Here is a 25,233-nt window from a genome sequence, read left to right on the forward strand (position 1 = left end):
ATGAGCGTAGCACGTTTGCCAGTCATTGAGAACCTGGGTACTTTCTCGTTCAGGGGTGTCGCTGTAAGTAGCGGTCGAGTGCCTCGTGAAATCGTTGTTGCTGCTCGACCGGGATGTCATGCTCGGATGCGGCCCCATAGCGAATCAGATGATAGAGCGAGGCGTCGATGTCCGTCAGCTCGATGCGCTCGAACCAGTCGATGAGCGTCTCATTCGTCCGAAGCTTTAGCTCAGGGGCGAGCGAGGCGTTGAACGTGATGAGCCAATCTCTCAGTTCGATATTCGTGAGCAGCGGGAACGTCTGTGCCTCGATCGAGGCGTCCGCGTTGAGGGACAGTGGCACCGGAGCATCCGGCCTAGACGAGAACGTGAATCTTTCCCACCGTCGACGACGCAGCCATCGATGCACGCCATAGACGGTCAACCCGATGGCGGCGAGGAAGGCGAACAATGTGCCGAGTCCGCCGGGGGCATCACCATTCCCGCTACCAAATTTGAATTTGAGCATGTCTTGCTTCTCTTGCCGTTCTCCAGCTTTTCCAGGCTCATCGGTCGAACCTAAATCAATACCATCTTTTGGTGGAGGATTCTCATCTTCTTCTCTGCCCATCTCGGTCACGCTAACTGGAGATGAGGTGTTAATCGTTTGAAACCAACTGAACGTCTCTTTGCTAATGAAGACAAACATCACAACGAGACAAGCTGTCACAATCAGGAATCCTATAAATCGAGATGACCACTTCATGTTCTACCTCCTTACCAGAATGTTCAGACTGTTTATTGTCTATATTACCATAAACAGGTAAACTTCAAATAAGACATATACTAACGGAGGGGAATGACATGGGAATCGAAGCAGTCATTAAACAGTTGAATGAAGTGTATTTAGGAAAAGATGAGGTCGTCCGGCTCTGCTGCACGGCCCTTCTCGCCGAGGGGCACATCTTGCTTGAGGACGTTCCGGGCACGGGGAAGACGTTGCTCGCCAAAGCGATTGCCGGCAGTTTTGACGGATCATTCTCGCGCATCCAATTCACAGCCGACTTGCTCCCGTCCGACGTCATCGGGACCGACTACTTCAATATGCAGACGCAAGGCTTTGACCATCGGCAAGGTCCGATTTTCGCGAACATCGTTCTGATTGATGAAATCAACCGGGCCGTCCCGCGCACCCAGTCCGCGCTGCTTGAAGCGATGGAAGAACGACAAGTCTCAATCGGCGGGAAGACGTATCCGATGCCGAAACCGTTCTTCGTCATCGCGACGCAGAACCCGATTGAATCGGCCGGGACGTTCCCGCTCCCAGACGCGCAGCTCGACCGATTCCTCATCTCGATTCCGGTCGGCTATCCGGAAGCCGCCGAAGAGCGAGAACTGTTGTTGCAAGTGTTGACCGAGACCCGCAAACACATCGAGGCCGTGACGTCACTCACCTCGCTGCAAGAAGCGCAGGCCGAGACGAGACAAGTCGCGATTCAAGACGATGTCCTCGACTATATGCTCGGTCTCGTCCATGCGACCCGGGCGCATTCGTCTGTCGAGGTCGGGGTCAGCCCGCGCGGCGCGATCGCATTGCTCCGCGCGTGTCAAAGTTATGCCTATTTGGCCGGCCGACTGTACGTCATCCCAGAAGACGTCAAAGCCGTGGCGCCGTACGTGCTCGCCCATCGGATCAGCTTGACGCTTGAAGGCGGAATTAAGTCGACCAAAGCGAACGTCATTGCACACATTTTAGACACCGTGCCCGTGCCGGTCGAGGGCTGACGCATGATCCTGTCCACGCACGCTTGGTTGCAGCGAAGGCTCCTCCCTATATATATCGTGAGCGGAGCCATGCTCGTGTTCTTCCCATACGTATACGGATTGGGTTACATATGCTTCATTGTAGCGAGTGCGATTTGGATGCTCGAGCGGACGCGGCAACAACTCGAGCGGCACATCGATCTCCGGTTCACGCAATACGAAGAATTGCTGTTTGTCGGAGATGAGAGCCGGATCGTGTTAGTGGTCGATGGGGTGGACGAGTTGGATCGGCTCGGCCTGCCACTTCGCATTCGTTTGAAGTCGAGCTCGGGAATCAGCTTTCCGGCGCATGAGCGCCTTCCGAACGTGCTCGACTATAAGGTCGATGTCAGTCGCGCCCGCCACGAATTGGTCGTGCGCGCTGAGTATCGCGGACCTGCCACGTTCGAAGAATCCGTCATCGCCGTCACGCTCCCGTTCCGACTCGGGACGTATTTATATGAACGACCGGTCGATATAGAGTGGACCGTCCTTCCATCGCTCCTGTTGCATCCACCGGTCGGGACGAAACGGTTAGCGCTCGGGGACCGGCCGCTCTTGGCGTCACCGCTTCGAAATCCGTTGCAACTAATCGGGTCGAAACCGTATGAAGGGGAACCGGTGAAGGAGATCGATTGGTACGCGACCGCCAAACTCGGACGACTGCAGTCAAAAGTATTTCAACAGACGACGCTCGATACGTTCACGTTCGCCTTGGATTTGAATGGTCCGTCCGGTTATACGCTCCATCACGACTTCGAATCGCTCATCAGCCAAACCGCCTTCGTCACATCGCGCCTGTTAAAAGAGGACTGCAAAATCGAGTTGTTCTTGAATCGATTCAATGAGGATGGGACGATGCTCCATGTCCCGCTTCAGGAAGGTGAGCGCGGCATACGATTCATCTTGCTGCAGTTGGCGACCATCCACCCAGGCAACCGGTTCATCTCGACCGATGCTTTTACCCGGATGGTCGAGCGAAAAAGATTGAAGCAAAGCCACCTCGTCTCGTTCAATCAACACAATCTGTACGATTGAACAGGGAAATGTCGGATTTTGGCGAACTCTTTACGTATGAATTGGGTCAAAAGGAGAGAGACATATGCCAAAACGGAAATTTGCCAATCGTCGAGACTGGGAACGGATTTTGCAACATCGCTACGCGCAAATGGAGGTACATGATGACCGTTTCTCCGGGACCGTCGCCTTGTTTCAAATCGATGCGGTCCGCGCACCTCAATATAAGATGCACAAGGGAGAAGAGTTCATCGTCGCCGATGCCGGTTACAGCTGGCTCCAATATTTCCCGGACGACGAGCCGTTCGGTGTGACCGTCATGTTTAATGATGAAGGGCACATCGTTCAATGGTACATCGATATTGTCGAAGCGATCGGATATGAGGACGGAATCCCGTATATGGACGACTTGTTGCTCGACATCCTCATCTTCCCGAACGGGGACGTCGTCCGCAAAGACGAGGACGAGTTCGAGGAAGCGACGGAGGCCGGAGAACTGACGCCGGAGCTCGTCGAGCAGGGCTGGCGTGACTTCCATGCGACGCTCGACCGGATTGAACGTCGGGACTTCGTCTATTTCGACTTGGCGAACGGACATTACACCGAGTTGAAGCAAAAACTTTGAACGACCTGTTCCCTTTGGTACAGTGAAAGAAAAAACAGGGGGACGCATTATGAAAATCATCAATACTGAGACGTGGTCGCGCAAGAAGCACTACGAATTCTTCAAGGCGTTCGACGCTCCGCATTTCAACGTGACGGCGAGCGTCGATGTGACGAAGTTACATACACACGCCAAACGGACCGGCCAGTCGTTCTTCAAACTGTTCTTGTACGGTGCCGTCAAGACGGCGAATGCCGTGGCTGAGCTTCGCTATCGGATCCGCGGCGACGAGGTCATCGAGCACGACGTCGTACATCCATCGTTCACCATCATGATGGACGATGACGTCTTCAACTTTTGCACGGCGACGTATAAAGACGCGTTCCCGGACTTCATGGAAGAAGTGACGGCCCGGATGAGCGGGGCGAAACGGGAAGTCGTCGTCGGCGACGATGAGCCGGACAGCCTGCTTTATATCACGAGCGTGCCTTGGGTCACGTTCACGAGCATCAGTCATCCGACGAACGACCAGCAACACGATACCGTGCCGCGCATCGCCTGGGGGAAATTCACCGCAACCGGCGACCGGATGACGATGCCGCTCTCGGTCCAAGCCCACCATGCCCTCGTCGATGGCGTCCATGTCGGCCGCTATTACGAGTTGTTGCAAGCGTGGCTCGATGACTTGAGTGACTTGGAAGTTCAAACCCCAGAAGAGAAGGGGCTCGACGAAGCGATTCGTCTCCGCGAGAACGGAGAGCTCGAACGGGCGAAGCAGCTGTTCCTTATGTTGCTTCGGCAAGACGAGAAGAATCCGCGCCTCCATGCCCATTGCGCCTCGTGTTATGACTCGCTCGGCGAAGAGCGTCAAGCCGTCCCGCATTATGAACGGGCGATTCGGCTCGGGCTCGCCGGCGAAGAGCTCCGGGAGACGTATATTGGACTCGGCAGCACGTACCGGGCGCTCGGCCGCTACGAGGACGCTGAGGTGTTGTTCGCCAAGGCGATTGAACAGTTCCCGGACATCGGGGCGCTCAAAGTGTTTCAGGCGATGACCCATTATAATCTCGGGCGCCACACTGAAGCTACCGGTACGTTGCTCGAACTGCTCGCAAGCCCGGAGCCGGATGACAGCATTAAACGGTATCGTCGCGCCATCGCGTTTTATGCGCGTAACTTGGACGAGACATACGATTAAGGAGAACCGGATGATCACACTTCAACCGATTACAGAACAAAACTGGTATACGTGCTGTCAGCTCACTCTGAGTGACGAGCAACAAGCGTATATGGAACCGAATGCGATTTCGCTGCTGCAAGCGATGTATGAACCGACGCTGCGGGCGTATGCGATTTACGAGGACGAGACGATGATCGGGTTTCTTATGTACAATACGGTACTCGAAGAGTTGGACGCGCGCTGGGTGTATCGCATCATGGTCGATCACACGCACCAAGGGAAAGGCATTGGCCGTCAGGCGACCGAACTCATGCTCGATGAAATGGGGCAGTTCGGCACCGAACCAATCGTTGTCGGCTATCATCCGGACAATACGGGTGCGCATCGATTATACGAAAGCTTGGGCTTCGTCGATGAAGGCGATCGCTTCGGGCGGGAGATGGCGGTCATTCGCCGCGCGTGAAAAGACGAAGCAACTCGTCTTTTTTTTTTGAAACAAAATGATTGACCCATCAAATTTGCCATGTTATATTTATCTCGAATTAAAGATAATTAAATTTAAAGTATTGTTTTCTCTCAGCAGAGGAGGGGAACACATGGAAGAACGGCAAACGTTAAAAGCGATCACGGTATTGCTTCGGGCCTCGCAATCGATTCAAGACGTGGTCAAGCATGAAGTCGCCGAGTACGGGCTGAATCCGACCGAGTTCTCGGTCCTTGAATTGCTGTACCATAAAGGTGATCAACCGATTCAGACGATCGGCAAAAAAGTATTGCTGACGAGTGGGAGCATGACGTACATCGTCGACCGGCTCGAAACGAAAGGCTACTTGATTCGCAAAGCCTGTCCGAGCGACCGGCGCGTCACGTATGCGGCGTTGACGGAAGACGGTCAGACACTCATGGCGCGCATCTTTCCAGCCCATGAACAACGGATGGACGAGCTGTTCGACGGACTCGATTTAACAGACACGATTACTCAATTGAAGACGGTCGGCAAACGCGCCGAAGCGTCAAAAAAATTTAATTAATTATCTCGAAATCAAGATTTTGAAGGAGCGATTCGAATGAACCATGTAAAAGGAATTCACCACGTGACGGCGATTACGAGCAGCGCCGAGAAGAACTATGACTTCTTTACGAACGTCCTCGGAATGCGTCTCGTCAAAAAGACGGTCAACCAAGACGATATTCAGACGTACCACTTATTTTTCGCCGATGACAAAGGCAGCGCCGGAACGGATATGACGTTCTTCGATTTCCCTGGCATCCCAAAAGGCGTGCATGGGACGAACGAAATCGCCAAGACGTCGTTCCGCGTCCCTAACGACGAGGCGCTCACGTATTGGGAACGTCGCTTCGACCGCCTCGGCGTGAAGCATGAAGGGATTCAAGAGCAGTTCGGCAAGAAGACGCTCGCGTTCGTCGACTTTGACGAACAGGCGTATCAACTCATCTCGGATGAGTTCAATGTCGGTGTCGCGTCAGGCGAGCCGTGGCAAAACGGCCCGGTCCCGCTCGAATACGCTATCACGGGTCTCGGTCCAATCTTTATCCGCATCGCGGACTTTACGTATTTCAAACAAGTGATGGAGCAAGTCATGTTGTTCGAAGAAATCGGACAAGAAGGCGACGCGCATCTCTTTGAAGGAGGTGAGGGTGGAAACGGAGCGCAAGTCGTCGTCATCCATGACGAGACGTCACCAGTCGCGCGCCAAGGGTTCGGAACCGTGCACCACGTCGCTTTCCGTGTCGATGACCGCAGTGTCCTCGATGAATGGACGGCACGATTGCAACAGTTCGGGTTACCGACGTCAGGCTATGTCGACCGCTTCTTCTTTGAATCGTCTTACGCACGCGTCGCGCCGCAAATCCTGTTCGAATGGGCAACGGACGGACCAGGGTTCATGGGCGATGAGCCGTATGAGACGGTCGGTGAGAAATTGTCACTCCCGCCGTTCTTAGAACCGAAGCGGGAACAGATTGAAGCGATGGTTCGACCGATTGATACGGTCAGAAGTACAAAAACGTTTGAGAAAGAATATGAGGGAATGAAATGAGCTTTTTGAATCGTTTGTTCGGTAAACAAGAAGAACCAACCAACTCACAAGGAGGAACTAACATGTTGAAAATTGGAATCGTACTCGGATCTACTCGTGAAGGACGCGTCAGCCCGCAAGTCGGAGAATGGGTGAAAGAAATCGCGAACAAACGCGGTGACGCTAACTATGAAATCATCGATATCGCAGACTACAGCCTCCCGCTTCTCGGCGAGCCAGGCGGCGACGCATCAGGTGCGGCAGCATGGTCTGAGAAAATCGCGGAAATGGACGGCTTCGTCTTCATCGTCCAAGAGTACAACCACTCAATCACTGGCGCGCTCAAAAACGCCCTCGACTACTTACGCAACGAATGGCATAACAAAGCAGCAGGAATCGTCTCGTACGGTTCGGTCGGCGGCGCACGTGCGACAGAACACTTGCGTGGTGTCTTGAGCGAACTCTTGGTCGCTCACGTCCGTGTCCACCCAGCGCTCTCGCTCTTCACAGACTTCGAGAACGGGACACATTTCGCACCGAAAGACGTTCAAGTCCAATCGGTCAACGACATGCTCGATCAGCTCGTCCCATGGACAGAAGCGATGCAGACGGTCCGTACGAAAGCTGCAGAAGCTGCAAACAACTAATCGACAAACGATCGCCTAAACAAGGGCGATCGTTTTTTTGGCGTTTCTTTTCAATGAAGGGGACGTCGTGTATCGTGGGTAAAAGAAGGGAAGAGGAAAAAATACATATGATTGAAGGAGGAATCGTGATGAAATGGATGATTTATGGGGCGAACGGATATACAGGCGAACTGATTGCCCGTCAAGCGGTGAAACAAGGGATGACACCGGTGCTCGCGGGTCGGCGTGCGGACGCGATCGCCAAGCTCGGTGAGGAGCTCGGGTGCGAGACGCGCGTCTTCAACTTGTCGCTTGATAAGGCGACACGCCAATTGGAAGACATCGACCTCGTGTTACACTGTGCCGGACCGTTCGCCGATACGAGTCGGCCGATGGTCGAGGCGTGTCTCGCCACGAAGACACATTACTTGGATATTACCGGGGAAATGGAGGTGTTCGAATACATCCACTCGAAGAAACGGGCCAAGCTCGCGCAAGAAGCGGGCGTGTTGCTCTGTTCGGGTGTCGGCTTCGACGTCATTCCGACCGACTGTGTGGCCCGGAAGCTGAAAGAGCTGATGCCGGACGCGATGAATCTCGCACTCGGTTTCTCGGCCGCCGCCGGTATCTCACGCGGGACGCTGAAAACAGCAATCCGTGGGCTAGGGTCGAGCAGTGCCGAACGAAAAGATGGCGAATTGACACCGTTCCCGCTGGGCGAGAAACGTCGTCACATCGATTTCGGACGCGGCAAGAAAACGGCCATCGCCATTCCATGGGGAGACGTCTCGACCGCCTATTATACGACGGGCATTCCGAACATCACGACGTGGGTCCCGGTCCCTACGGCTTACGCTTACGGGGCGCGTCTTTTGTCTTGGTTCGGTCCGATTCTCGGCAGCGACGCGGTGCAAGGGAAACTGCTCCGTTATGTTGATGAACATGTGAGCGGACCGGAAAAGTCAGAACGGGAACGCTCCTCGACGTATGTCTGGGGCGAGGCGACGAACGCCTCAGGACGTAAAGTGATCGTCCGCATCAAGACGGCGAGCACATATGCCTTTACCGTGTACGGGGCGCTTGAGGTCGTGTCACGACTTGTCAGTTCAGGCCGCGTCATCCCTGGCAGCTTCACACCGGCGATGCTGTTCGGATCACACTTCATCGAAGAGATTGAAGGGTCATCCTCGTTTGTCGTTGACGAGGTCCGGCTTTGAGTGAGCAATGGGATTTAGTCGACGGAGAGCGGCGTCCGCTCGGCAAGACGCACGTGCGCGGCGAACAATTGGCAGTGGACACGTATCATACCGTCATCGAGGTGTTCACGTTTGATGTGAACGGAAACGTGTTGCTCTCGCAACGCCACCCTGATAAGACGTACCCGCTCCTTTGGGAAGGGACGGGAGGCTCCATTCTGGCTGGTGAGACGAGTCGACAAGGCGTTGTTCGGGAGCTGGGGGAAGAAATCGGTCTCTCAGTCGAACCTGACCAGTTGGAGTGGGTGGCGACGTTACGCCGCGAGACATATTTTCTAGACCTGTATCGCTATCAAACCGATACTCCGCTGCAACTTGATGACTTGGTGCTTCAGGAAGACGAAGTCGTAGCGGTTCGTCTCGTCGATTGGTCAGAATTGATGGCCCTGGATGATCTCGTCCCATCTGTCCGGGAACGGTTACTTCGATTTGAGTCAGACTTGCGTCTCGCCTTGTAACGGAATCACAATCTGTTCGTAATCGAAGTATGGTAAACTCAGGGGAGATTAGTGGGGAGGGAACGAGATGAGACGCTTAGAACTAGCCAGGCGGATCGAACGCATCAAAGCGGAAGGAACGTCTGCCTATATTCGGCATCGGAAACAGTCCCCTCCCTATGAAGGTTCGGAATTGATTGTCGAAAACAAAGGCCACGTCTTTCGGATGGGCAATACGAGTTTTGCGGTCGGCTTCGGTTTGAATCGACCGACCAGTTTTTACGATTTGCACCAGATGGAGAAATGGGTACGCGGCAAGAACGTGTCCCGCCTACATATCGAGGTTTGTCCGCTCGCGGACATGTCACTCATTCGGTTGCTCCAAGAGCGAAACTATACGCTCGACCACTTCCTGGACGTGTGGTTGCTCGACGTGAACACGTTCGTATTCCCAGATATGGAGCATACGGTCGAACGCGTGCACGCCGATAACGTGAACGAATGGGCCCGGGCCATCGCGGCCGGCTTCGCCGAAACCGGGACGGTCATGCAAGAGACGATTGATACCGCGAAAGGCTTCTACGCGTTACCCGAAAACCAGGCGTATCTCGTCCGCGAAGGTGAGACGGCCGTCGCCGGCGGGATTCTTGCCATCCAGGACGGGATGGGCGAACTGTTTTTGACGAGCACGATTCCGGCTTATCGAGGCAGAGGCTATCAGACGCAGCTCATCTTGGAACGGATTGCGGCCGCAAAAGCAGCCGGTTGCCAGTACGTGACCGTGACGACGAAAGTCGATACGGCCTCGGGACGGAACATGGAGCGCTTAGGATTCATTCCGTTTTACCAGAAAGCCGTCATGAAAAGCCCAATTCTCAAATAAACAGGTCGCCCCGCGGGGCGACCTTTTGTCTGTTAAAGTAATGATTCGGCGCCGTCGACGTACACCTCAGAGCCGGTGACGTGACTCGACATGTTGCTCGCGAAGAACAATACGACGTCCGCGACTTGTTTGGCCGTGCCGGATTTCCCGGCCAACGGTTGATTTCCTTCCGGATACTCGATCGGGATGACGATTTCTTCGAGCAAGGCGTCATCGCGATTCGTCGAGTCATCGATGTTCGTGTCGATGGCCCCCGGGCAAATCGAGTTGACGCGAATGCCGAATTGGGCGAGCTCGGCCGCTGCCATTTTGGCGAATCCGGTCTGGCCGGCTTTCGTCGTCGCATAGCCGCTGAACCCAAAGTTTTTGAAGTAACGGTTTCCGTTGATGGACGACGTGATGATGACACTGCCGCCTCGTTCTTTTAAATGAGGGATGGCATGTTTCACCGTCAAGAATGTACCCGTCAAGTTCGTCTCGACGACACCGTTCCAATCTTCGAGCGACAAGTGCTCGATTGGTGTGATGGTACCGTTCCGTCCTGCGTTCGCAAAGACGATATCGACACGGCCGAAGCGTTCAACCGTCTGCTCGTACGCTCGTTTCATCTCGTCTTCGTTCCCCACATCGGCACTGATGCCGATGGCACGCTCTTCTCCAATCAGAGTCGCAAGTTGTTCCGCGTCTTCTAAGTTCAAATCGACGATAGCGACTTTCGCCCCGGCTTGGACGAACCGGATGACGGTGGCACGTCCGATTCCAGATGCCGCGCCTGTGATGAATGCGACCTTCCCCGATAACAATGTATTTGAAATCATTCAATTCGCTCCTTTCAGCTTCCTGTTCTCATATTCCACCGTTCTATGAAACCTAAGCCCGTTTTCTGAAAAAAGGTGAAACGACTCAATCGGGTTGAACGTGAATCGATACCGCGATTTTCAACTTGGCGTCGCGATCGAGTTCGACCGTGACGACTTGTCCGACCCGGAGTTGTTGCACATCGTTCGCTTCTCCTGTCACTTTCGTTCGTTCGTTGATTAATATCGTCTGCAACGTTAACTCGTCGTCTGACAAGTCATGTGGTCCAATCATCAGCTGTGGGATGTCAATCTGTTCGATTCGTCCTTCGATTTGATGGTCGTCCCGTGTGCTGATCCAATAAACAGCAACTAAAAAAAGACCGATAAATGCCAGAGCAAAGATGAGTCGGGTTCTCATGGTGTTCCTCCTCTGTGCGATTCCGGTACGATGGTTTCCAATAGTTATTTACCCGGTTTGCAGGAATTCTATAGGGTCTTTTTGACAGGATTTTGAATTGTTCGTGCGGAATAAGACAAGACAATTTGAAGAGTGGAGGCGCTGAGGATGGTTCTAATCGGAATGATTGGATTAATCGTTTTAGGATTGGTGGCATTCGGCTGGTGGACAATCGGGTTTCCACGGCGACGGATGTGGGGTGGCGCGTTATTGCTCGGCATTGCCTTTGTCTTTTCGCCACTGTTGCTCGTCGTGAGCGGGGAACGCTTCGGATTTGATGGCATCGTCGCGGGACTGGTCGGGTTGTCCTGTGTCATCGGAGGCGGTTTCTTCTTTCTCACACTTGGTTGGACTGGACGGCCGCAGAAAATCCGTAAAGTACGGACCCTTTCGGAAGACCCTGATCTGTTTTGAACCGGGTTGTCATCCGACTTCTGAAACCCGTACAGTGAAGGCATCGCACTTGATGGAGGGATGACTGTGTTAACGAGGAAGCACCCCCCGGCGTTACGATCGGGAGACACGATTGGAATCATCACGCCGTCGTTCCCGGCACCGGCACGGTTCCCGGAACGATACACGCGCGGAATCGAACAACTGAAACGGATGGGATTCATCGTTCAGGAAGGCTCATGCACGCATCGTTCGGAAGGGTATCGCTCGGCCTCGATTCAAGAGCGGGCCGAAGAGGTCAACGCGCTATTGCGTGACCCGGACGTCAAAGCGATCATCAGCACGATTGGCGGGACGAATTCGAACTCGCTCTTGCCGTATATCGACTATGAGGCGTTGCGACGTCAGCCGAAAATCATTATGGGCTATAGCGATGTGACAGCACTTCTCCTCGCTTGTTATACGCAGACGGGAGTGACGACGTTTTACGGTCCGGCCATCGTGCCGTCGTTCGGGGAATACGAGACGATGTTTGCCGACGGAGAACGGTATGTGCGAGAGGTGCTCGGTTTAGAACGGACGGCACCGTATACGCTCGATGTGCCCCGAGAGTGGACCGAGGAGATGATCGATTGGTCGACCCAGGACCGGGAGAAGACGTTCCGTCCAAATGACGGATGGCTAACCCTTCGAGACGGACAGGCCCGCGGCAAGCTGATTGGTGGGAACATGAACACGATGACCGGCTTTTTGAAGTCTGATTATTTCCCTGATGTGACCGGTGCGATTCTCTTTTTAGAAGACTCGTTCAAGACGATGGCGGACGAGGAACGTTCGCTCAGCATGCTCAAGCTCGCCGGGGTGTTCGACGTCATCAGCGGTCTCGTCATCGGAAAGCATGAACATTTCGATGCGGCCGGCGCGCCGTTCTCATTTGAGGACTTGTTGCTCGAAGTGCTCGGAGACGTCGACTTCCCGATTTTGACGAACGTCGATATCGGACATACGTTCCCGGCCCATGTGTTTCCGATTGGGATCGAGGTCGAACTTGACGCGACGGCGGGAACCATCACATTTTTAGAGAACGGGGTGACGTCATGATCGAGTTCATTACAATCGTCGACCACCGCCGGAAGAAAATCGGATTGAAATCACGAGCAGACGTCCATCGGGACGGGGATTGGCATGAGACGTTCCACTGCTGGATGATGGATCACGACCGCCTCCTGTTACAGCTTCGCAGCGATACGAAGGCGGACTTTCCCGCGTTGTTCGATATCACGGCCGCCGGGCACTTGACCGCCGGAGAGACCGTTCGTGACGGGGTGCGCGAGATTCAAGAAGAGTTAGGACTCGAATTGACGTTCGATCAACTGACCCCGCTCGGCGTCTTCGAAGACGTCATCGAGACGGATACGTTTTTAGACCGCGAGTTCGCCCATACGTATGTCTATGCGTATGATGGCGAAGCGTTCACGTTGGACGAAGCGGAAGTGGCCGATGTCGTCTCGGTCGAAATTACGGCGCTGCACGAACTGATTGGCGGGACGCAATCCGAGGTGGAGACGACCTCGGCCATCTCAGGAAATACCCGGGTCGTGACGAAACGCGATCTCGTACCACACCCGACCAACTACTGGGAGCAAGTGCTGGCAGGTGTAAAAGCCGCTCAAGAGGAACGCCATGATTGAAGTCCTATGGCAACTGCTTCACGTCGTGCTTGTGGTCGGGCTGGGCGGCTTGCTCATTTGGTGTTTTCGTAAGTAAAGAGGGGGAAGAAAGATGAAAACAGGACCAGACACAATCCCACTCGGCTTGGAGACGGCGCGTCTGTATTTACGGGCACCGCTCGCCGATATAGATGCACGTGTCGTCAACGAATCGATTCGGGGCTCGCATGAAGAGTTGAAGCGATGGCTCCCGTTCGCGCAAGACGTACCGACGTTGTCTGAGACGGAAGTGAATTTACAACGGGCGCAAAACTTGTACGGGACAGGCGAAAGTTTTCGGTATCTCATCTTTTTACGGGAGACGGGGACGTTCGTGGGGACGGTCAGCCTGTTCGGGATTGATTGGGACGTCCCGAAAGCAGAAATCGGGTATTGGCTCGATTCGAGACATACCGGTCGTGGCTATATGACGGAAGCGGTCGAGGCGGTCGTCCGTTTCAGTTTCGCCCAGTTCGATTTCAAACGGATCGAGATTCGCTGCGAGTCGACGAACGAAGGCAGTCGCTTGATTCCCGAACGGCTCGGCTTTCAGCTAGAAGGCATGCTCCGGAACGAAGATTTGTCCGCTGACGGGATGCGGCTGACGGACACGGCCGTGTATGGCCTGTTGCCAGGCGAGCTTAGACCGCTAGCGACATGATGCGCTGCGGACCGATGGGGCCGTCGATTCGGCGCTTCGTGTCGATGAAGCCGACCGTTTGATAAAGGGAAAAGGCGGCCTCGTTCTTCAGATTGACCGATAGCACGACCTCGTGTTTATGAGGAAAATGCGCTCGTACATAGTTCGGCAGTTGGCGGAGTGCCGCTTTGGCATGACCGTTCCCTTGCGCCGAATGGGTGATTGAGAACATCGAGAGCAACAATGCGTCGTCTGCCTCCGTATACGAGGCGACCCGTTCCGTATCGTGGAGCAAAAAGAAACCGACGGGCTCCTCGGCCACGATGACGATAGGGTGAATCCCGTCTAAGAGGGGGGAATCGAGGTCGATTGGGAGTGTCGTATATTTTTCTTGATCGAGCGGTAACGTGAATGTGTTCAAGACGGACCAATGGGCCTCTCGAAGTGGTTCGAGTCTCGTCGTCATGATGAATCCTCCTCCATGATTAGCTGTCTCCATCAGTATACCGAATTATAAGTGAAGGGAACGAACACGTGATGCATCCAGTGATTACTTATGTCCAACATCCACCGCTCCAAGATTTGTATCGAGCCTTCATGGACGGTTTTTCCGATTACATGATTCGCTTTGACATGGATGAGGCCCAGTTCGAGGCCGTCTTCCTCGTCCGCGATCAAAACCAGCCGACGCGTTCCGTCGTCGCCTATGCGGACGGTCGGCCCGTTGCTGTCATGTTGAGCGGCGTGGCACACCTCGATACAGGATGGGTCACTCGTTGTGGCGGCTTGGCCGTCGCCCCTGATTACCGACATCTCGGCATCGCGCACGAATTGATGCGACAGTTCGATGAACAGGCGACGGGAACGCGTCTGCTCGAGGTCATCCAAGGGAACAATCCCGCGCTCGCCCTCTATGACCGACTCGGGTACCGTGTCGTCCGAGAGATTATGTACTTTCAATCCGTATTGACTGAGACGAGTGCGACACGGGAACGGTCGTCGATTCTCGAACTGTTCGATACGTATTATCCGGCAGCGGCGCACAAGCCGACTTGGCAAGTTGATGTCCGCACGACACAACAACAGACTGAACTCGTTCGAGTGGTAGAAGGTGAGAAAACCGGGGCACTGCTCTTCCGGGACAATCTGTTGCTAGATGTGTTCGGTCGCGAAGAGGACGCCGAGTGGTTATTGCGTGCGGCCGCAGCCGAAGGACCGATTCGACTGACGTTGACGTCGGATCGCCCGACGTTGCTCTCGGCAGCCCGACAGCTCGGGTTCGTCCAGGACGAGATTGCTCAATTCGAGATGATCAAGCCCGGGACGGAGACGTAATGCGAGTCCTGTTGCCTGTCCTCATGATTGGTCTGATTGTCGGGAATTTGTTCACGATTCTTGGCCTGACAACGAATCTGCCATCGGACCTGAATCGACTCTTTTTGTTCGGCGGACCGGCGCTGACCATCCTGGCCGCTGTCAGTATAGTCGTGATCGTCCTACAACGAAGACGATGACGACGGATGAACCTTATGAAATTTGAGTGAAGTTTATGTATGGAGAGTTCACGATTTTGATATGTTCGACATACAAATGAAATGCTTCATATATTGAACTTTTCAGACATGGATGCTATATTCGCACTTGTAGCTTTTTAATCAAGCTAGCGAATCATCCAATCTGGAGGTTTTATCGATATATGTGGAAACAACTACTCGTTACCGTCGGTACAGGCGTCCTGATTCTGTCAGGGACTTCAGCCGTATCCGCGGATCAAATTACCCCGCAAGACCTCGTCAAGACGACGAAATCGCTTCAACAGACCGAACAACGGATTCAAACTTCGAAACAATCGGTTGCCAAAGCCAAACGTCACGTCGAAACGATCGATCAGAGCGCGAAAGCAATCAATCAAAAGATTGAACAGACCAAATCAAAACTCGCGTCATATGAGACAGCATTGAATCCTGAGACAGCTGACAAGTCTCTATTCAAACAAGTGTTGTCGACTGTGCTACCGAGCGCTAAGGCAGAGGCGGCGGAGTCTGAAGAGACGAAGCGTGATTTGCAAGCCAAACAAGCCGAGACAACGCAATCGTTAAAGGCGCTTGAGAGCAAACAGGCGGACGTGGAAGCAGAACGACAACAAGCCCGCTCGGCTCATGTGGCTGCCTATAAACAGTTGAAAGGACAAGCGGCCCAATTGAAAGACTTGAAGCAACAAACGGCCGCGCTTGCGCCTGACAAGTTTATGATGCCAGCGACTGGACGTCTGTCACAAGGCTACGGACCGGCGAGTGGCCAGTTCGGATATACGTTCCATAACGGAATCGATATCGCGGCGAACGTGGGCACACCGATTTACGCAGCGGCGGCTGGAACGGTCACGGACGTCAAATCGGGCGGCCCTTATGGGAAGCACGTCTTCATCGAGCATGAAATCGATGGTCAAAAGTGGACGACGGTTTACGCCCATATGCATAAAATCGAAGTGAAGACAGGCCAGACGTTGCTCCAAGGCGAAGGCATTGGCCAAATCGGCAATACGGGCAACTCGTCAGGTCCGCACCTCCATTTCGAAGTGCATCAAGGAGAATACGCTTATTCATCAAGTTCGGCCGGCAACACGGTCAACCCGATGGATGTCGCCGAAGTGCTCGGTGGCGTGTCGCCCATCAAAGCGACGTATTGACGCAACGATTCGTTGCGTCATTTTTTTGTGTCTCCCTGCTCGTCCTGGGTCGAGCGCAGTTCGATCAATTTCCGGAACGCCTCATCGCGGTCGAACGTGCTGAACCAGCGGAAGTCGTCGTGGTCGAGAATCCGGTAATGTTGACTGACCATATTCTGTTGAATCCGGTATTTCCCTTGATGCTCGATCGTCGTCCACCAGACGTGTCCGCCCAACGTTTTCGTTGCCAGGCTCGGGTCAGTATGGGCGACAAGACGAATGAATTCGATGGGTTGATCCCCAATCAACGAATAGAGATACGGGCTTTGATTGAAGAGGGCGCAGATGGCGACCGTCGTCGTCCAGTTCGCGTTCAGACGTCGCTTCTCGATTTGAATCAATGTTTTTTTCGAGATGCCGACGAGCGTACATAGTTCTTCTTGGGATAATCCTTGCTCGGTACGAATCAATTTGAGTTTGCTTGAAATCAGTTCGGAAAACGTCTCTTTTGTATGCATACCTGCTCCTAAAGTGTATTTTTACACAGTGTATCATGCGGTATAGAAAGATGGAAGATATCGGATGAAGAAGCAGGCTCCCGTGGCAAGCAAAAAGCGAAAGGAGAGGGACTCCTTTCGCTCGGTCACTGACTGATGTTATTCACGTGTCGGGTCATGATTGCCCTCGCTATCAGCAATCGTTTCCGAACTCCCGAAATCTTCGACTTGGCTGAACGCATCCGTGCTTTGCCCCGGTTCGTCCGTCCCGTCGAGTTGCTTCCGGGCAGCCGTCTCAGATGGATTGAGCACGTCCTCTTCGACAGGACGTTCGCGGTCGGTCAAGTGCTCGTTCTCTTCTTGCTCGCGCGCGTGCTGGATGCAGAGCGTCGCCTCAGGGATGATTTCAAGACGGTCCAACTCGATGTCTTCGCCGCACACCTCACATTTGCCATACGTCCCATTCTCGATGGCGAGCAACGCCTTATCGACGTCAGTTAAAAATTCTTCATCGAGTTCGGTGAGCGCTTGATCGCGTTCGCGTAAGAAGAGTTCTTCTCCTGAGTCTGCCGGATGGTTATCGTAGTGTGACAGTTCTCCTTCGTCATACACTTCTTCCCGGTTTTCCATATATCCTTCGGTCTTCGCTTTCTCTTTTAATAGACGTTCCTTGAACGTATCAATCTGCTGTTGTGTCAACATGCGGTCCACTCTCCAGTTCTGATTTCATTAATATTAGCATTTCCCATTTTGCGTCGGGACAAACCTTTCGATTGGCGAAGGCGAATTCTAAACGCTTCGGAAAACGGGTATGATGAAAGAGACGGAACGATGATTGTGAAGGAGGGAATGGACCATGAGAAAAGTAGAGGTCGTCCCGTATGATCCGATATGGGAGACGAAATTCAAGGAAGAGGCGGCCAAGCTCGAGCGCTTGTTTGAAGGGGAAGTCGTCGCCATTCATCACATCGGGAGCACGTCGGTGCCGGGACTCGATGCGAAACCGATTATCGACATCATGCCGGTCGTGCAGGACATCGAGCGGATTGACGATTGGATCAGCCATATGGAGGCGCTAGGGTACCGGAGTTTCGGCGAGCATGGGATTCCGAGACGGCGCTTCTTCGCTAAAGGAGAAGACGTGCGGACGATTCATGTCCATATGTTCGAGGAAGGGGATGAAGGCGTGACCCGCCATCTCGCGTTCCGCGATTATTTGATGACGTTCCCGGACGTACGGGACGAGTATGCGTCGCTTAAACAACAATTGGCGAGCCAGCATCCGGAAGATATCGAGAGCTATATCCAAGGAAAACAAGACTGGGTATCCGCGACCGAGCAGGAGGCGACGTTGTGGTATATGTCTCGCCAACAAATTTGAAACGTTTTACCGTTTCATCTCGTACAGAAAACTAATCAGTTGAGGGGGGTCATGAGATGAAACGATTTCTCGGGAAATGTATTGAGTATGCGTTTGTCGCACTCGTGTTTGTCGGCTTGTTTTTAGGATTGCGCTACGGGGTCTCGCAGTACGTGGGGAGCGCTGATGAACTCCGTTACTACGGATTAGTTTTCCTCGGCACCGCCTTTCTCGTCTTCCCGGCGTCGCTGTTTGGAGGCTATTTCTTGGCCCGACCGATTCAGCACCGTTTGAACGGGAAAGATTCCACTTATGCAGGCCATACGCTTCGCGGAAATGAAAAACCGCACGGGGTCACGGAAGATCGAAATCATCCGTTTGGCGGAGGTAGCTGATGGTCCGCCTGCAGCGGACCGAGAATGCGGCGTTAATCGCGGCATTGAATCAGCCTATCCATGAACATCATCTTCAGTTGGCGCCGGCTTTCTTTGCGGCGTACAATCACGCCTCGATGGAAGCGGCGTTTTTGGAGATGATGGCGCGAGACGATTATCACTTTTTCACGGCAGAGGTCGGCGGGGACATCATCGGCTACGTCTGTTTTCAGGAGCGGGTAAGTGAGGCGAACGCATTTCGGCAAGCCGTGCGGACACTCTACGTGCATCAAATCAGCGTGAACCCTGAGGCGAAACGACAAGGGTATGGACGCTGGGTCATGGAAGAGGTAGAACGCTACGCCATTGCGCACGGATTTCCATCGATCGAACTGGATTATTGGTCAGTGAACGAAGCGGCGGCAGCGTTTTATAGCCAAATTGGCTTTCAACCGAAGCGACAGTTCGTCGTCAAGCATCTCTAAAGTAAAAGAATAGTCTTGGCGTAACATAATGGCGCCACATATGTAATAGAGGAGGATTTGATGGAGACAATCATTTTGATTATCGGGATCGTTGGGACGATTTCGCTCATGCTGTTCATGTCGAATCAATGGATGGGGTATGGCAAAGGTAATATCGTCATGACGCTTGATGAGCACTACACAAATTTGAACGAATATGTGCCGGCGATTTTGACAAAGCTGTATGAAGACGGGAAGTCGGCCCATTATCTTGGCGATCGGAAGTTCGAGGTGGACGGGAAACCGTACGTCCTCGTCGAACGCACCGTCCCAATCGGTCGCGTCCCGACCCAGCAGACCGTGCTCATGCCAGACAAAAAATAAGCCACGCCTTCAGGCGCGGCTTATTTTATTTGACGGCCGGGGGACCGAAGCCACCGGCATGATAATCGCGGAACGCTTGCCGAATCTCCTCTTCCGTATTCATCACGAACGGACCGTGGGCGATATAGTCTTCACGAATCGGCTTGCCTGAATAGATGAGCAGTTTCGCACGTGACGTCGCGTTGAGGCGGACTACGCTCTCACCGTCGCTCGTCTCATCGTACGTGAGCGTCGCCGCGTGCGTCTTCGAAAGCGGTGTCGCTGACGTTCCGAGTTCGAGGGAACCCGCGAGTACGTAGACGAAAGCGTTATGATTCGTCGGGATGATGTGCTCATAGGCGGCTCCACTCTGTAAGCTCACTTCGCTCATCGTGATGGGGACGAGACTGTCCATCGGTCCGGTCACTCCGGCGATGTCACCCGAATAGACACGCACGTGTCCTCCGTCAATCGGCACGAGCGGTGCCGCTTCGACATATACGTTTTGGTAAGATGTCGTCGTCGTTTTAAGTGCTTTCGGCAAGTTGAGCCATAGTTGAAGCGTATGAATCAAGTCGTCATCGACAGCCTCCTCCGCATGACGTGCCGCCCAGCCCGCATTCATATATTGAACGTCACCCGCATCTAAAATCGAATGTCCGCCATGGTTGTCGATATGTTCCAGTCGTCCATCAATCACGTAGGTGATGGTCTGGAAGCCGCGGTGAGGATGGTCAGAGAACGTTCCCCGTTTGAACCAGTCCTCGGCCATCAAGATGAACGGGTCGAACTCGTCTTTTCGTTCCGGAGGCAAGACCCAACCCTGCTGCACGTGCGGATATCCGTTTTGTTTATAGGCGACTGGCCAATGGCTGGCGACGTCGCGCTCGAATCGTTTCGTCATCACACTCTCTCCTTTGCACCGTTTGCTGTCATTGTCGCATAGCGAGGCAAGGAGGCTTTCCGATTTTGCCTATACAACGTGCAAAGCCAGACCAGTGAGCCGGTCTGGCTTGAAAAGTGTCGTCAGTTGTTTGCTTGTCCGATGGAAAGGTCGCGCCACCGTTCGGCATCGGCGCGGAGCAATTTGAAATGTGAGCCTGTCTTCGTATTTGTCAAAATCACATCGTCTTCCGTGTAACTGACATCGAATGTTTGGGCACAAATGCCCTCGAACACCGTCAAATAAGGGGTCGGCGCCGGGGTTCCGGCCGTCGCAACGGCTTTTGAGCGATCGATGGCTTGAAACACGAACTGGACGGTCTCGGCGTTGGCATGATGCAAGAACGGTGCATCTTTTGATTCTGTGCCGATTAGAGCCAGTTCATGGGCGACGACGTGACGTCGATGCGCGAATTGTTGCCGCATTTTTGTTTTCAAACGATCGCCGTGCAACAACGTCTCTTCTTTATAGGTGATAGAAACGACTTGTTTATAAGGCTTGCCATCACGGATGAAGGAGAAGCTGAACAATGGATAGCGCTCGTTCGGCACGAGCTTGTTCGGAAGCGTGCTCGCCTGCCGCGTCCCAAGCATTCGATCGTAGGTGGCATCCTGTGGTCGCAGGACGTCCTCATATAACGTCTGATCGGATGACAGATGGAGCCCGTACTGTTGCGTGTCTTGAGACACTTCGGTCCCTAAGCCAAGGGACAGGAACGGTTGACGTGACGATTCGTTGATGGGCAACGTGATGGTCTCACGCGATTCGGGTGATTCGAACGTGAATTCGAACGAACCGTTGAACGGCATCGTCACGTGGACGAGCGTTTGTTCGAAACCGTGACGTTTTGGATAAGGTTCATTGCCGACCGGTTTTTTCATCTCTTCGGTGAAATGGACTTGCTCGTGCGGTTGCGCAACGCGAAGGTTGGACATCGCAGAAGATGAGACGGCTTGTTCGCGGTACGGAGTGAGACTATCCGGCAACGCATCGATTTGTTTCATATAGGTGATGGTGTCAGCTTGGCATTGGACGTAGGTTTGATTTTCCACTTCAAAAAATGTGGCGGTCGGAAAGACTTCGGTCGAGGCCGTCGTCGTAAGCGGTTGGCTCAATTTGACCGTGCTAATCAAGAGACGCTCTCCGTCAGGCACGCGGGTGATGGCGTCCTCCGGATAACAGGCATCAAGGACGTTCGTCCGGTCGGACTCGGTCATCTCGATTTGTTGACCAGAAGGCAGAGAGGCGCGACCTTGATAGTACTCTGGAGCCGTATGTAAACGAAATGCATGTTCTTCTTCGCATCCGAACAGGACGAACAACATGGCGAGCGTACAAAGAATCAGGTACTTTTTCACAGGGTGCACTCCTTTAATGATTAACTTTCATCATTTTAGCACCATTTTTTTGTGACTTTAGTCTTAGGAAAATTAATGCGATTTTTTTTTAAAAAATCAAAAAACCCGCTCAACTTGAACTGAACGGGCTTGTTTTACACTTATGGATATGAAATGGAATTTCTCCATTTGACACGTGTCGATTTTTGACGAATGAACATTGTAATGACGACGTTCTTAAAAATGACGAAAATCGTCAGAAATAATTAAATGGTATTAAAAGGCTTTTATTTGTTTATTTTTAACTTCAATCCACGTCACGGCCACGGGCCGCCTTCAAAATTTCGAACCATTCTGTTCGCGTTAGGTCAATCTGAAGCGCATCGACGGCGGTCCGAACTCGTTCAATTTTCCCAGATCCGACGATCGGCATGATCTTGGCCGGGTGCTTCAAGAGCCACGCGTAGACGACGGCGTCGATGCCGCCAGCTTGATGCCGATCGCTGATTTCCTCCAATTTTTCACGAAGCGGTGCGTAAGCGGCCTCGGTGAACAGTTGTCCGCCGGCGAGAGGGCTCCACGCCATGAGCGGCATCCGTTTCTCGTGGCATAGGTCGACAGTACCATCTTCAAAATGCTTCAGTTGCATCGGTGAGAGCTCAAGCTGGTTCGTCACGAGTTGGAACGGTAAACGTGACTGTAACAACTGTTGGGTTGCCGGCACGTGGTTCGAGACGCCGAACGTACGCACTTTTCCGCTTCGTTGCAACGTGATGAACGCCTCGGCTACTTCGTCGGGGTCCATGAGCGGGTCGGGACGGTGGATCAAAAGCGTATCAATCTGGTCGATGGCGAGCTCCTGTAGCGAGCGCTCGGCTTGACGGATGATATGTTCTTTCGTCGTATCGTAATGGTTGATGGATTGGCCAGGGTTGAAAGAGCCTGTCAGCTTGATGCCAGTCTTCGTCACAATCTCGATTTGATCGCGGAGTGATGGCTTGAGACGAAGCGCTTCGCCGAACAATCCTTCACACGTATAGCCGCCGTATATATCAGCGTGATCGAACGTCGTGATGCCGAGTTCGATACATTGTTCGATGAAAGCGAGGCGTTCCTGCGGGCTCATGTCCCATTCGGCCAAACGCCACATGCCGTGAATGATTCGTGAGAATGATAAGTCTTCTGTCAGTTCGATGCGTTGCACGGTAAGTTCCTCCTCATTGTTTGTCGCTTTCATTATAAGGATAAAACAGGAGGGCGTCACTTTTGTGGCGTATTGGAAGGACATGAACCGAGTCAAACTAAAGCGATTTCAGTTATGATGAGACAGAGATGATTAGAAAAAGAGGAGTGACTTATGAATCATTACGAACAATATGCGAACGTCACGTTTGAGCAACAAGGTCAGGAAACATACGTGACCGCCGCTCATGCCGATCTCGAACTGCACGGGATTGGGCGCAGTGCCGCCGTGTTTCGCATAAAAGACACGCGACTCGTCATCAAAGTGTTCTTTCCGGATTATACGCATATCGCAGCTGAAGAGGCTGTGATTTATCGAACGCTCGAAGGGTTACCTCAATTCCCACGCTTGTATGAAGCAGGTGTGAATTATATCGTCATCGACTACATCGAGGGCAAGACGCTATTCGAATGTTTGACGGAAGGAATTTGGATTGATGCGTCGTACATTCAGCAAATCGATGCAGCGCTCATCGCGGCACGAAACCTCGGGCTGACGCCATCGGACGTTCATCTGCGCAATTTGATTTTGACGCCGGAAGGCCGTATTTATTTAATCGACTTGGCCCGCTTCCGCCAAGGACAGCACGTCGATCACCAATGGGAAGATTTGAAGCGGATGTATCGGTTTTATCGGCTCCGTTTCATGCCGAAGCGCTATTCAGAGCGTTTGTTGAACGGAGTCGCCTATTTATACCGTACGTTTGTGAACGACCCGAGACACTAGTCGACGGTCGTTTTTCTTTTGAAGATTAGGGAACAAAGAGGATGTGACTGTCACTTCGTTTTGGAAAAGGAGGCTGATTGTATGCATCGGATTTATGCAAATGAATTGGAGACGTTACGTGACTGTGTGGAGACGTGTAATTACTGTCTCGAGTCGTGCTTGGAAGAACATGACGTCAAGATGATGGTTGACTGCATCCGGCTCGACCGGGAGTGCGCCGCCATCTGTTCGTTTCTCGCCGAGGCGATGACGCGAGATTCGGCGTTCGTGCCCGAACTCGCCCGGGCTTGTGCGGTCGTCTGTAAGGCGTGTGCCCAAGAGTGCGAGAAACATAAGCATGCCCATTGCCAAGAATGTGCGCGCGTCTGTGTCGAGTGCGCCTCGATGTGCGATCGTTTGGCAGCATAATGTGAAAAAGTCAGTCAAAACGGCTGACTTTTTTTATGTGGGAGCGAATCGCCAGATGTATTTTGAAATCGAGATAAGTATAATGAAGAAAACGTATGAAAGTGGTGTTCTCATGATTCGCAATTGTCGTCGAGATGATCTTCAAGCCGTCTTACATATTTATAATGATGCCATCGTCAACAGTACCGCCGTCTATCACTACGAACCGGTGACGCTTCAAAATCGAATCGCTTGGTACGAGGAGAAAAAAGCGGCCGGACTTCCAATCATCGTATGGGAGGAAGGGGATGTCGTGATGGGCTTTGCCACGTTTGGACCGTTTCGTCCTTGGCCGGCCTATCATTATACGGTCGAACACTCGGTGTACGTCCATCCTGGATACCGCAGCAAAGGCATCGGCAACAAGCTGCTCCGAGAAATCATCCGCATCGGTGAAGAGCGGGATGTGAAGACGATGATCGGCGGCATCGATGCCGCCAATATCGCGAGCGTCAAAGCGCATGAAAAGTTAGGGTTCGTCCATTCCGGTACGATTAAAAAAGCCGGTTACAAGTTCGGGAAGTGGCTCGACTTATCGTTTTATCAACTCGATTTGAAAGGTCCCGAGGCTCCGCAAGAAGGCTGACCGCTAGCTGTCGACGTTCCGAAAATACGGTATACTGGGGACAGTGAATCGAATGGAGGAATCAGCATGACAGAACTACCGAATTGTCCGAAGTGTCAATCGTCTTACGTGTATGAGGATGGGAGCTTGCTCGTCTGTCCAGAATGTGCGTACGAATGGTCACCGAGCGAGGTGGCTGAAGCAGAAGCGGACGCACAAATCAAAGACGCGAACGGAAACGTGCTCCAAGACGGGGACACGGTCACAGTCATCAAAGATTTAAAGGTGAAAGGGACGTCGCTCGTCGTCAAACAAGGCACGAAAGTGAAAGGCATCCGTCTCGTCGACGGGGACCATGACATCGACTGCAAGATTGACGGCTTCGGTGCGATGAAGCTCAAATCGGAGTTCGTAAAAAAATCT

The 25,233-nt window shown here is 53.0% G+C and carries 34 protein-coding genes and 1 pseudogene; 26 read left to right on the top strand and 9 right to left on the bottom strand.

The window, feature by feature from the left end; translation table 11 throughout:
• Nucleotides 1-49: 49 nt before the first annotated feature.
• On the bottom strand, nucleotides 50-745 hold the full coding sequence (locus KNP72_RS11200; RefSeq protein ID WP_214833316.1) for a hypothetical protein: 696 nt from the start codon (nucleotides 743-745) through the stop codon (nucleotides 50-52).
• A gap of 98 nt (nucleotides 746-843) precedes the next feature.
• Between KNP72_RS11200 and KNP72_RS11205 the strand changes: the two genes are divergently transcribed.
• The 11 genes from KNP72_RS11205 to KNP72_RS11255 all read left to right on the top strand — a co-directional run bounded on the left by KNP72_RS11205 (nucleotide 844) and on the right by KNP72_RS11255 (nucleotide 9,824).
• Nucleotides 844-1,764, top strand: coding sequence for an AAA family ATPase (locus tag KNP72_RS11205; RefSeq protein WP_214833318.1), 921 nt, complete (start codon nucleotides 844-846; stop codon nucleotides 1,762-1,764).
• A gap of 57 nt (nucleotides 1,765-1,821) precedes the next feature.
• Nucleotides 1,822-2,820: a DUF58 domain-containing protein gene (locus tag KNP72_RS11210; RefSeq protein WP_214833320.1), complete on the top strand. Its 999-nt coding sequence runs from the start codon at nucleotides 1,822-1,824 to the stop codon at nucleotides 2,818-2,820.
• A gap of 64 nt (nucleotides 2,821-2,884) precedes the next feature.
• Complete coding sequence (locus tag KNP72_RS11215) at nucleotides 2,885-3,424, top strand: ribonuclease FAU-1 family protein (protein ID WP_214833322.1); 540 nt, start codon at nucleotides 2,885-2,887, stop codon at nucleotides 3,422-3,424.
• A gap of 49 nt (nucleotides 3,425-3,473) precedes the next feature.
• Nucleotides 3,474-4,601 carry a tetratricopeptide repeat protein gene (locus KNP72_RS11220; protein ID WP_214833324.1) on the top strand — a complete coding sequence of 376 codons (1,128 nt, stop codon included), beginning with the start codon at nucleotides 3,474-3,476 and terminating at the stop codon, nucleotides 4,599-4,601.
• Between the two features lie 10 nt (nucleotides 4,602-4,611).
• Nucleotides 4,612-5,046 (top strand): GNAT family N-acetyltransferase, encoded by a 435-nt coding sequence (locus KNP72_RS11225; protein WP_214833326.1) that lies wholly within the window; start codon nucleotides 4,612-4,614, stop codon nucleotides 5,044-5,046.
• A 133-nt stretch (nucleotides 5,047-5,179) separates the two neighbouring features.
• On the top strand, nucleotides 5,180-5,614 hold the full coding sequence (locus KNP72_RS11230; RefSeq protein ID WP_251128983.1) for a MarR family winged helix-turn-helix transcriptional regulator: 435 nt from the start codon (nucleotides 5,180-5,182) through the stop codon (nucleotides 5,612-5,614).
• Between the two features lie 36 nt (nucleotides 5,615-5,650).
• On the top strand, nucleotides 5,651-6,643 hold the full coding sequence (locus tag KNP72_RS11235; protein ID WP_214833330.1) for a ring-cleaving dioxygenase: 993 nt from the start codon (nucleotides 5,651-5,653) through the stop codon (nucleotides 6,641-6,643).
• A complete protein-coding gene (locus tag KNP72_RS11240; RefSeq protein ID WP_214833332.1) occupies nucleotides 6,640-7,269 on the top strand; it encodes an NADPH-dependent FMN reductase in 630 nt (209 codons plus the stop codon). The genes KNP72_RS11235 and KNP72_RS11240 overlap by 4 nt, the downstream gene beginning before the upstream one ends.
• Before the next feature lie 128 nt (nucleotides 7,270-7,397).
• Nucleotides 7,398-8,465 carry a saccharopine dehydrogenase family protein gene (locus KNP72_RS11245; protein ID WP_214833334.1) on the top strand — a complete coding sequence of 356 codons (1,068 nt, stop codon included), beginning with the start codon at nucleotides 7,398-7,400 and terminating at the stop codon, nucleotides 8,463-8,465.
• Nucleotides 8,462-8,962: an NUDIX hydrolase gene (locus KNP72_RS11250; RefSeq protein ID WP_214833335.1), complete on the top strand. Its 501-nt coding sequence runs from the start codon at nucleotides 8,462-8,464 to the stop codon at nucleotides 8,960-8,962. Before KNP72_RS11245 ends, KNP72_RS11250 begins: the two co-directional genes overlap by 4 nt.
• A 67-nt stretch (nucleotides 8,963-9,029) precedes the next feature.
• Nucleotides 9,030-9,824, top strand: a complete 795-nt coding sequence (locus KNP72_RS11255) for a GNAT family N-acetyltransferase (RefSeq protein WP_214718925.1) — start codon at nucleotides 9,030-9,032, stop codon at nucleotides 9,822-9,824.
• 32 nt (nucleotides 9,825-9,856) lie between these two features.
• Here the strand turns inward: KNP72_RS11255 and KNP72_RS11260 are convergent, their stop codons facing one another.
• Nucleotides 9,857-10,642 (bottom strand): SDR family oxidoreductase, encoded by a 786-nt coding sequence (locus tag KNP72_RS11260; RefSeq protein WP_021065888.1) that lies wholly within the window; start codon nucleotides 10,640-10,642, stop codon nucleotides 9,857-9,859.
• Nucleotides 10,643-10,727: 85 nt separating this feature from the next.
• Nucleotides 10,728-11,042 carry a hypothetical protein gene (locus KNP72_RS11265; RefSeq protein ID WP_214718927.1) on the bottom strand — a complete coding sequence of 105 codons (315 nt, stop codon included), beginning with the start codon at nucleotides 11,040-11,042 and terminating at the stop codon, nucleotides 10,728-10,730.
• A 147-nt stretch (nucleotides 11,043-11,189) separates the two neighbouring features.
• On the opposite strand from KNP72_RS11265, the gene KNP72_RS11270 reads away from it, so the two are divergent.
• The 4 genes from KNP72_RS11270 (at nucleotide 11,190) to KNP72_RS11285 (ending at nucleotide 13,844) form a co-directional block, all read left to right on the top strand.
• The gene (locus KNP72_RS11270) at nucleotides 11,190-11,495 is read left to right on the top strand and encodes a hypothetical protein (RefSeq protein WP_214718928.1); all 306 of its coding nucleotides are present in this window, start codon (nucleotides 11,190-11,192) and stop codon (nucleotides 11,493-11,495) included.
• Between the two features lie 66 nt (nucleotides 11,496-11,561).
• Nucleotides 11,562-12,575 carry a S66 family peptidase gene (locus KNP72_RS11275; protein ID WP_353048452.1) on the top strand — a complete coding sequence of 338 codons (1,014 nt, stop codon included), beginning with the start codon at nucleotides 11,562-11,564 and terminating at the stop codon, nucleotides 12,573-12,575.
• Nucleotides 12,572-13,165, top strand: a complete 594-nt coding sequence (locus KNP72_RS11280) for an NUDIX hydrolase (RefSeq protein WP_214718933.1) — start codon at nucleotides 12,572-12,574, stop codon at nucleotides 13,163-13,165. The genes KNP72_RS11275 and KNP72_RS11280 overlap by 4 nt, the downstream gene beginning before the upstream one ends.
• A 91-nt stretch (nucleotides 13,166-13,256) precedes the next feature.
• A complete protein-coding gene (locus KNP72_RS11285; protein WP_214833339.1) occupies nucleotides 13,257-13,844 on the top strand; it encodes a GNAT family N-acetyltransferase in 588 nt (195 codons plus the stop codon).
• Here the strand turns inward: KNP72_RS11285 and KNP72_RS11290 are convergent.
• Nucleotides 13,825-14,289 carry a GNAT family N-acetyltransferase gene (locus KNP72_RS11290; RefSeq protein WP_214718939.1) on the bottom strand — a complete coding sequence of 155 codons (465 nt, stop codon included), beginning with the start codon at nucleotides 14,287-14,289 and terminating at the stop codon, nucleotides 13,825-13,827. The two genes, KNP72_RS11285 and KNP72_RS11290, sit on opposite strands and share 20 nt — an antisense overlap.
• A gap of 71 nt (nucleotides 14,290-14,360) precedes the next feature.
• Between KNP72_RS11290 and KNP72_RS11295 the strand changes: the two genes are divergently transcribed.
• From KNP72_RS11295 to KNP72_RS11305, 3 genes are all read left to right on the top strand, one after another.
• A complete protein-coding gene (locus tag KNP72_RS11295) occupies nucleotides 14,361-15,158 on the top strand; it encodes a GNAT family N-acetyltransferase (RefSeq protein ID WP_214833342.1) in 798 nt (265 codons plus the stop codon).
• Nucleotides 15,158-15,337 (top strand): hypothetical protein, encoded by a 180-nt coding sequence (locus tag KNP72_RS11300; protein ID WP_214833344.1) that lies wholly within the window; start codon nucleotides 15,158-15,160, stop codon nucleotides 15,335-15,337. The genes KNP72_RS11295 and KNP72_RS11300 overlap by 1 nt, the downstream gene beginning before the upstream one ends.
• Before the next feature lie 182 nt (nucleotides 15,338-15,519).
• Entirely contained in the window at nucleotides 15,520-16,512 is a 993-nt protein-coding gene (locus KNP72_RS11305; protein WP_214718947.1) for a M23 family metallopeptidase, read from the top strand.
• Between the two features lie 17 nt (nucleotides 16,513-16,529).
• Here KNP72_RS11305 and KNP72_RS11310 read toward each other — a convergent pair whose 3' ends face one another.
• Together KNP72_RS11310 and KNP72_RS11315 are read right to left on the bottom strand one after the other, a co-directional pair.
• Nucleotides 16,530-17,009, bottom strand: coding sequence for a helix-turn-helix transcriptional regulator (locus KNP72_RS11310; RefSeq protein WP_214718950.1), 480 nt, complete (start codon nucleotides 17,007-17,009; stop codon nucleotides 16,530-16,532).
• Between the two features lie 138 nt (nucleotides 17,010-17,147).
• Nucleotides 17,148-17,690 (bottom strand): TraR/DksA C4-type zinc finger protein, encoded by a 543-nt coding sequence (locus tag KNP72_RS11315; protein ID WP_214833346.1) that lies wholly within the window; start codon nucleotides 17,688-17,690, stop codon nucleotides 17,148-17,150.
• 154 nt (nucleotides 17,691-17,844) lie between these two features.
• Between KNP72_RS11315 and KNP72_RS11320 the strand changes: the two genes are divergently transcribed.
• The 4 genes from KNP72_RS11320 to KNP72_RS11335 are packed head-to-tail and all read left to right on the top strand — an operon-like array spanning nucleotide 17,845 to nucleotide 19,570.
• Nucleotides 17,845-18,369: a GrpB family protein gene (locus tag KNP72_RS11320; RefSeq protein WP_214718955.1), complete on the top strand. Its 525-nt coding sequence runs from the start codon at nucleotides 17,845-17,847 to the stop codon at nucleotides 18,367-18,369.
• A gap of 56 nt (nucleotides 18,370-18,425) precedes the next feature.
• Nucleotides 18,426-18,743, top strand: coding sequence for a hypothetical protein (locus tag KNP72_RS11325; RefSeq protein WP_214718957.1), 318 nt, complete (start codon nucleotides 18,426-18,428; stop codon nucleotides 18,741-18,743).
• The gene (locus KNP72_RS11330; RefSeq protein ID WP_214833348.1) at nucleotides 18,743-19,207 is read left to right on the top strand and encodes a GNAT family N-acetyltransferase; all 465 of its coding nucleotides are present in this window, start codon (nucleotides 18,743-18,745) and stop codon (nucleotides 19,205-19,207) included. The genes KNP72_RS11325 and KNP72_RS11330 overlap by 1 nt, the downstream gene beginning before the upstream one ends.
• Nucleotides 19,208-19,267: 60 nt before the next feature.
• Complete coding sequence (locus KNP72_RS11335; RefSeq protein ID WP_214833350.1) at nucleotides 19,268-19,570, top strand: hypothetical protein; 303 nt, start codon at nucleotides 19,268-19,270, stop codon at nucleotides 19,568-19,570.
• Between the two features lie 25 nt (nucleotides 19,571-19,595).
• On the opposite strand, the gene KNP72_RS11340 is transcribed toward KNP72_RS11335, so the two are convergent.
• From KNP72_RS11340 to KNP72_RS11350, 3 genes are all read right to left on the bottom strand, one after another.
• Complete coding sequence (locus KNP72_RS11340; protein WP_214718965.1) at nucleotides 19,596-20,453, bottom strand: pirin family protein; 858 nt, start codon at nucleotides 20,451-20,453, stop codon at nucleotides 19,596-19,598.
• 122 nt (nucleotides 20,454-20,575) lie between these two features.
• Entirely contained in the window at nucleotides 20,576-21,850 is a 1,275-nt protein-coding gene (locus KNP72_RS11345) for a hypothetical protein (RefSeq protein WP_353048454.1), read from the bottom strand.
• A 286-nt stretch (nucleotides 21,851-22,136) separates the two neighbouring features.
• Nucleotides 22,137-23,033 carry an aldo/keto reductase gene (locus KNP72_RS11350; protein WP_214833352.1) on the bottom strand — a complete coding sequence of 299 codons (897 nt, stop codon included), beginning with the start codon at nucleotides 23,031-23,033 and terminating at the stop codon, nucleotides 22,137-22,139.
• 153 nt (nucleotides 23,034-23,186) lie between these two features.
• Between KNP72_RS11350 and KNP72_RS11355 the strand changes: the two genes are divergently transcribed.
• The 4 genes and pseudogenes from KNP72_RS11355 to KNP72_RS11370 form a co-directional block, all read left to right on the top strand.
• Complete coding sequence (locus KNP72_RS11355) at nucleotides 23,187-23,798, top strand: protein kinase family protein (RefSeq protein WP_214833354.1); 612 nt, start codon at nucleotides 23,187-23,189, stop codon at nucleotides 23,796-23,798.
• A gap of 81 nt (nucleotides 23,799-23,879) precedes the next feature.
• Complete coding sequence (locus KNP72_RS11360) at nucleotides 23,880-24,206, top strand: four-helix bundle copper-binding protein (RefSeq protein ID WP_021065908.1); 327 nt, start codon at nucleotides 23,880-23,882, stop codon at nucleotides 24,204-24,206.
• 112 nt (nucleotides 24,207-24,318) lie between these two features.
• Entirely contained in the window at nucleotides 24,319-24,831 is a 513-nt protein-coding gene (locus KNP72_RS11365) for a GNAT family N-acetyltransferase (protein WP_029594490.1), read from the top strand.
• A gap of 66 nt (nucleotides 24,832-24,897) precedes the next feature.
• A pseudogene (locus KNP72_RS11370) lies at nucleotides 24,898-25,230 on the top strand (zinc ribbon domain-containing protein YjdM); the annotation flags it as partial.
• Nucleotides 25,231-25,233: the final 3 nt, after the last annotated feature.

Source organism: Exiguobacterium sp. s152, assembly GCF_018618335.1.
GTDB classification, from domain to species: domain Bacteria; phylum Bacillota; class Bacilli; order Exiguobacteriales; family Exiguobacteriaceae; genus Exiguobacterium; species Exiguobacterium chiriqhucha.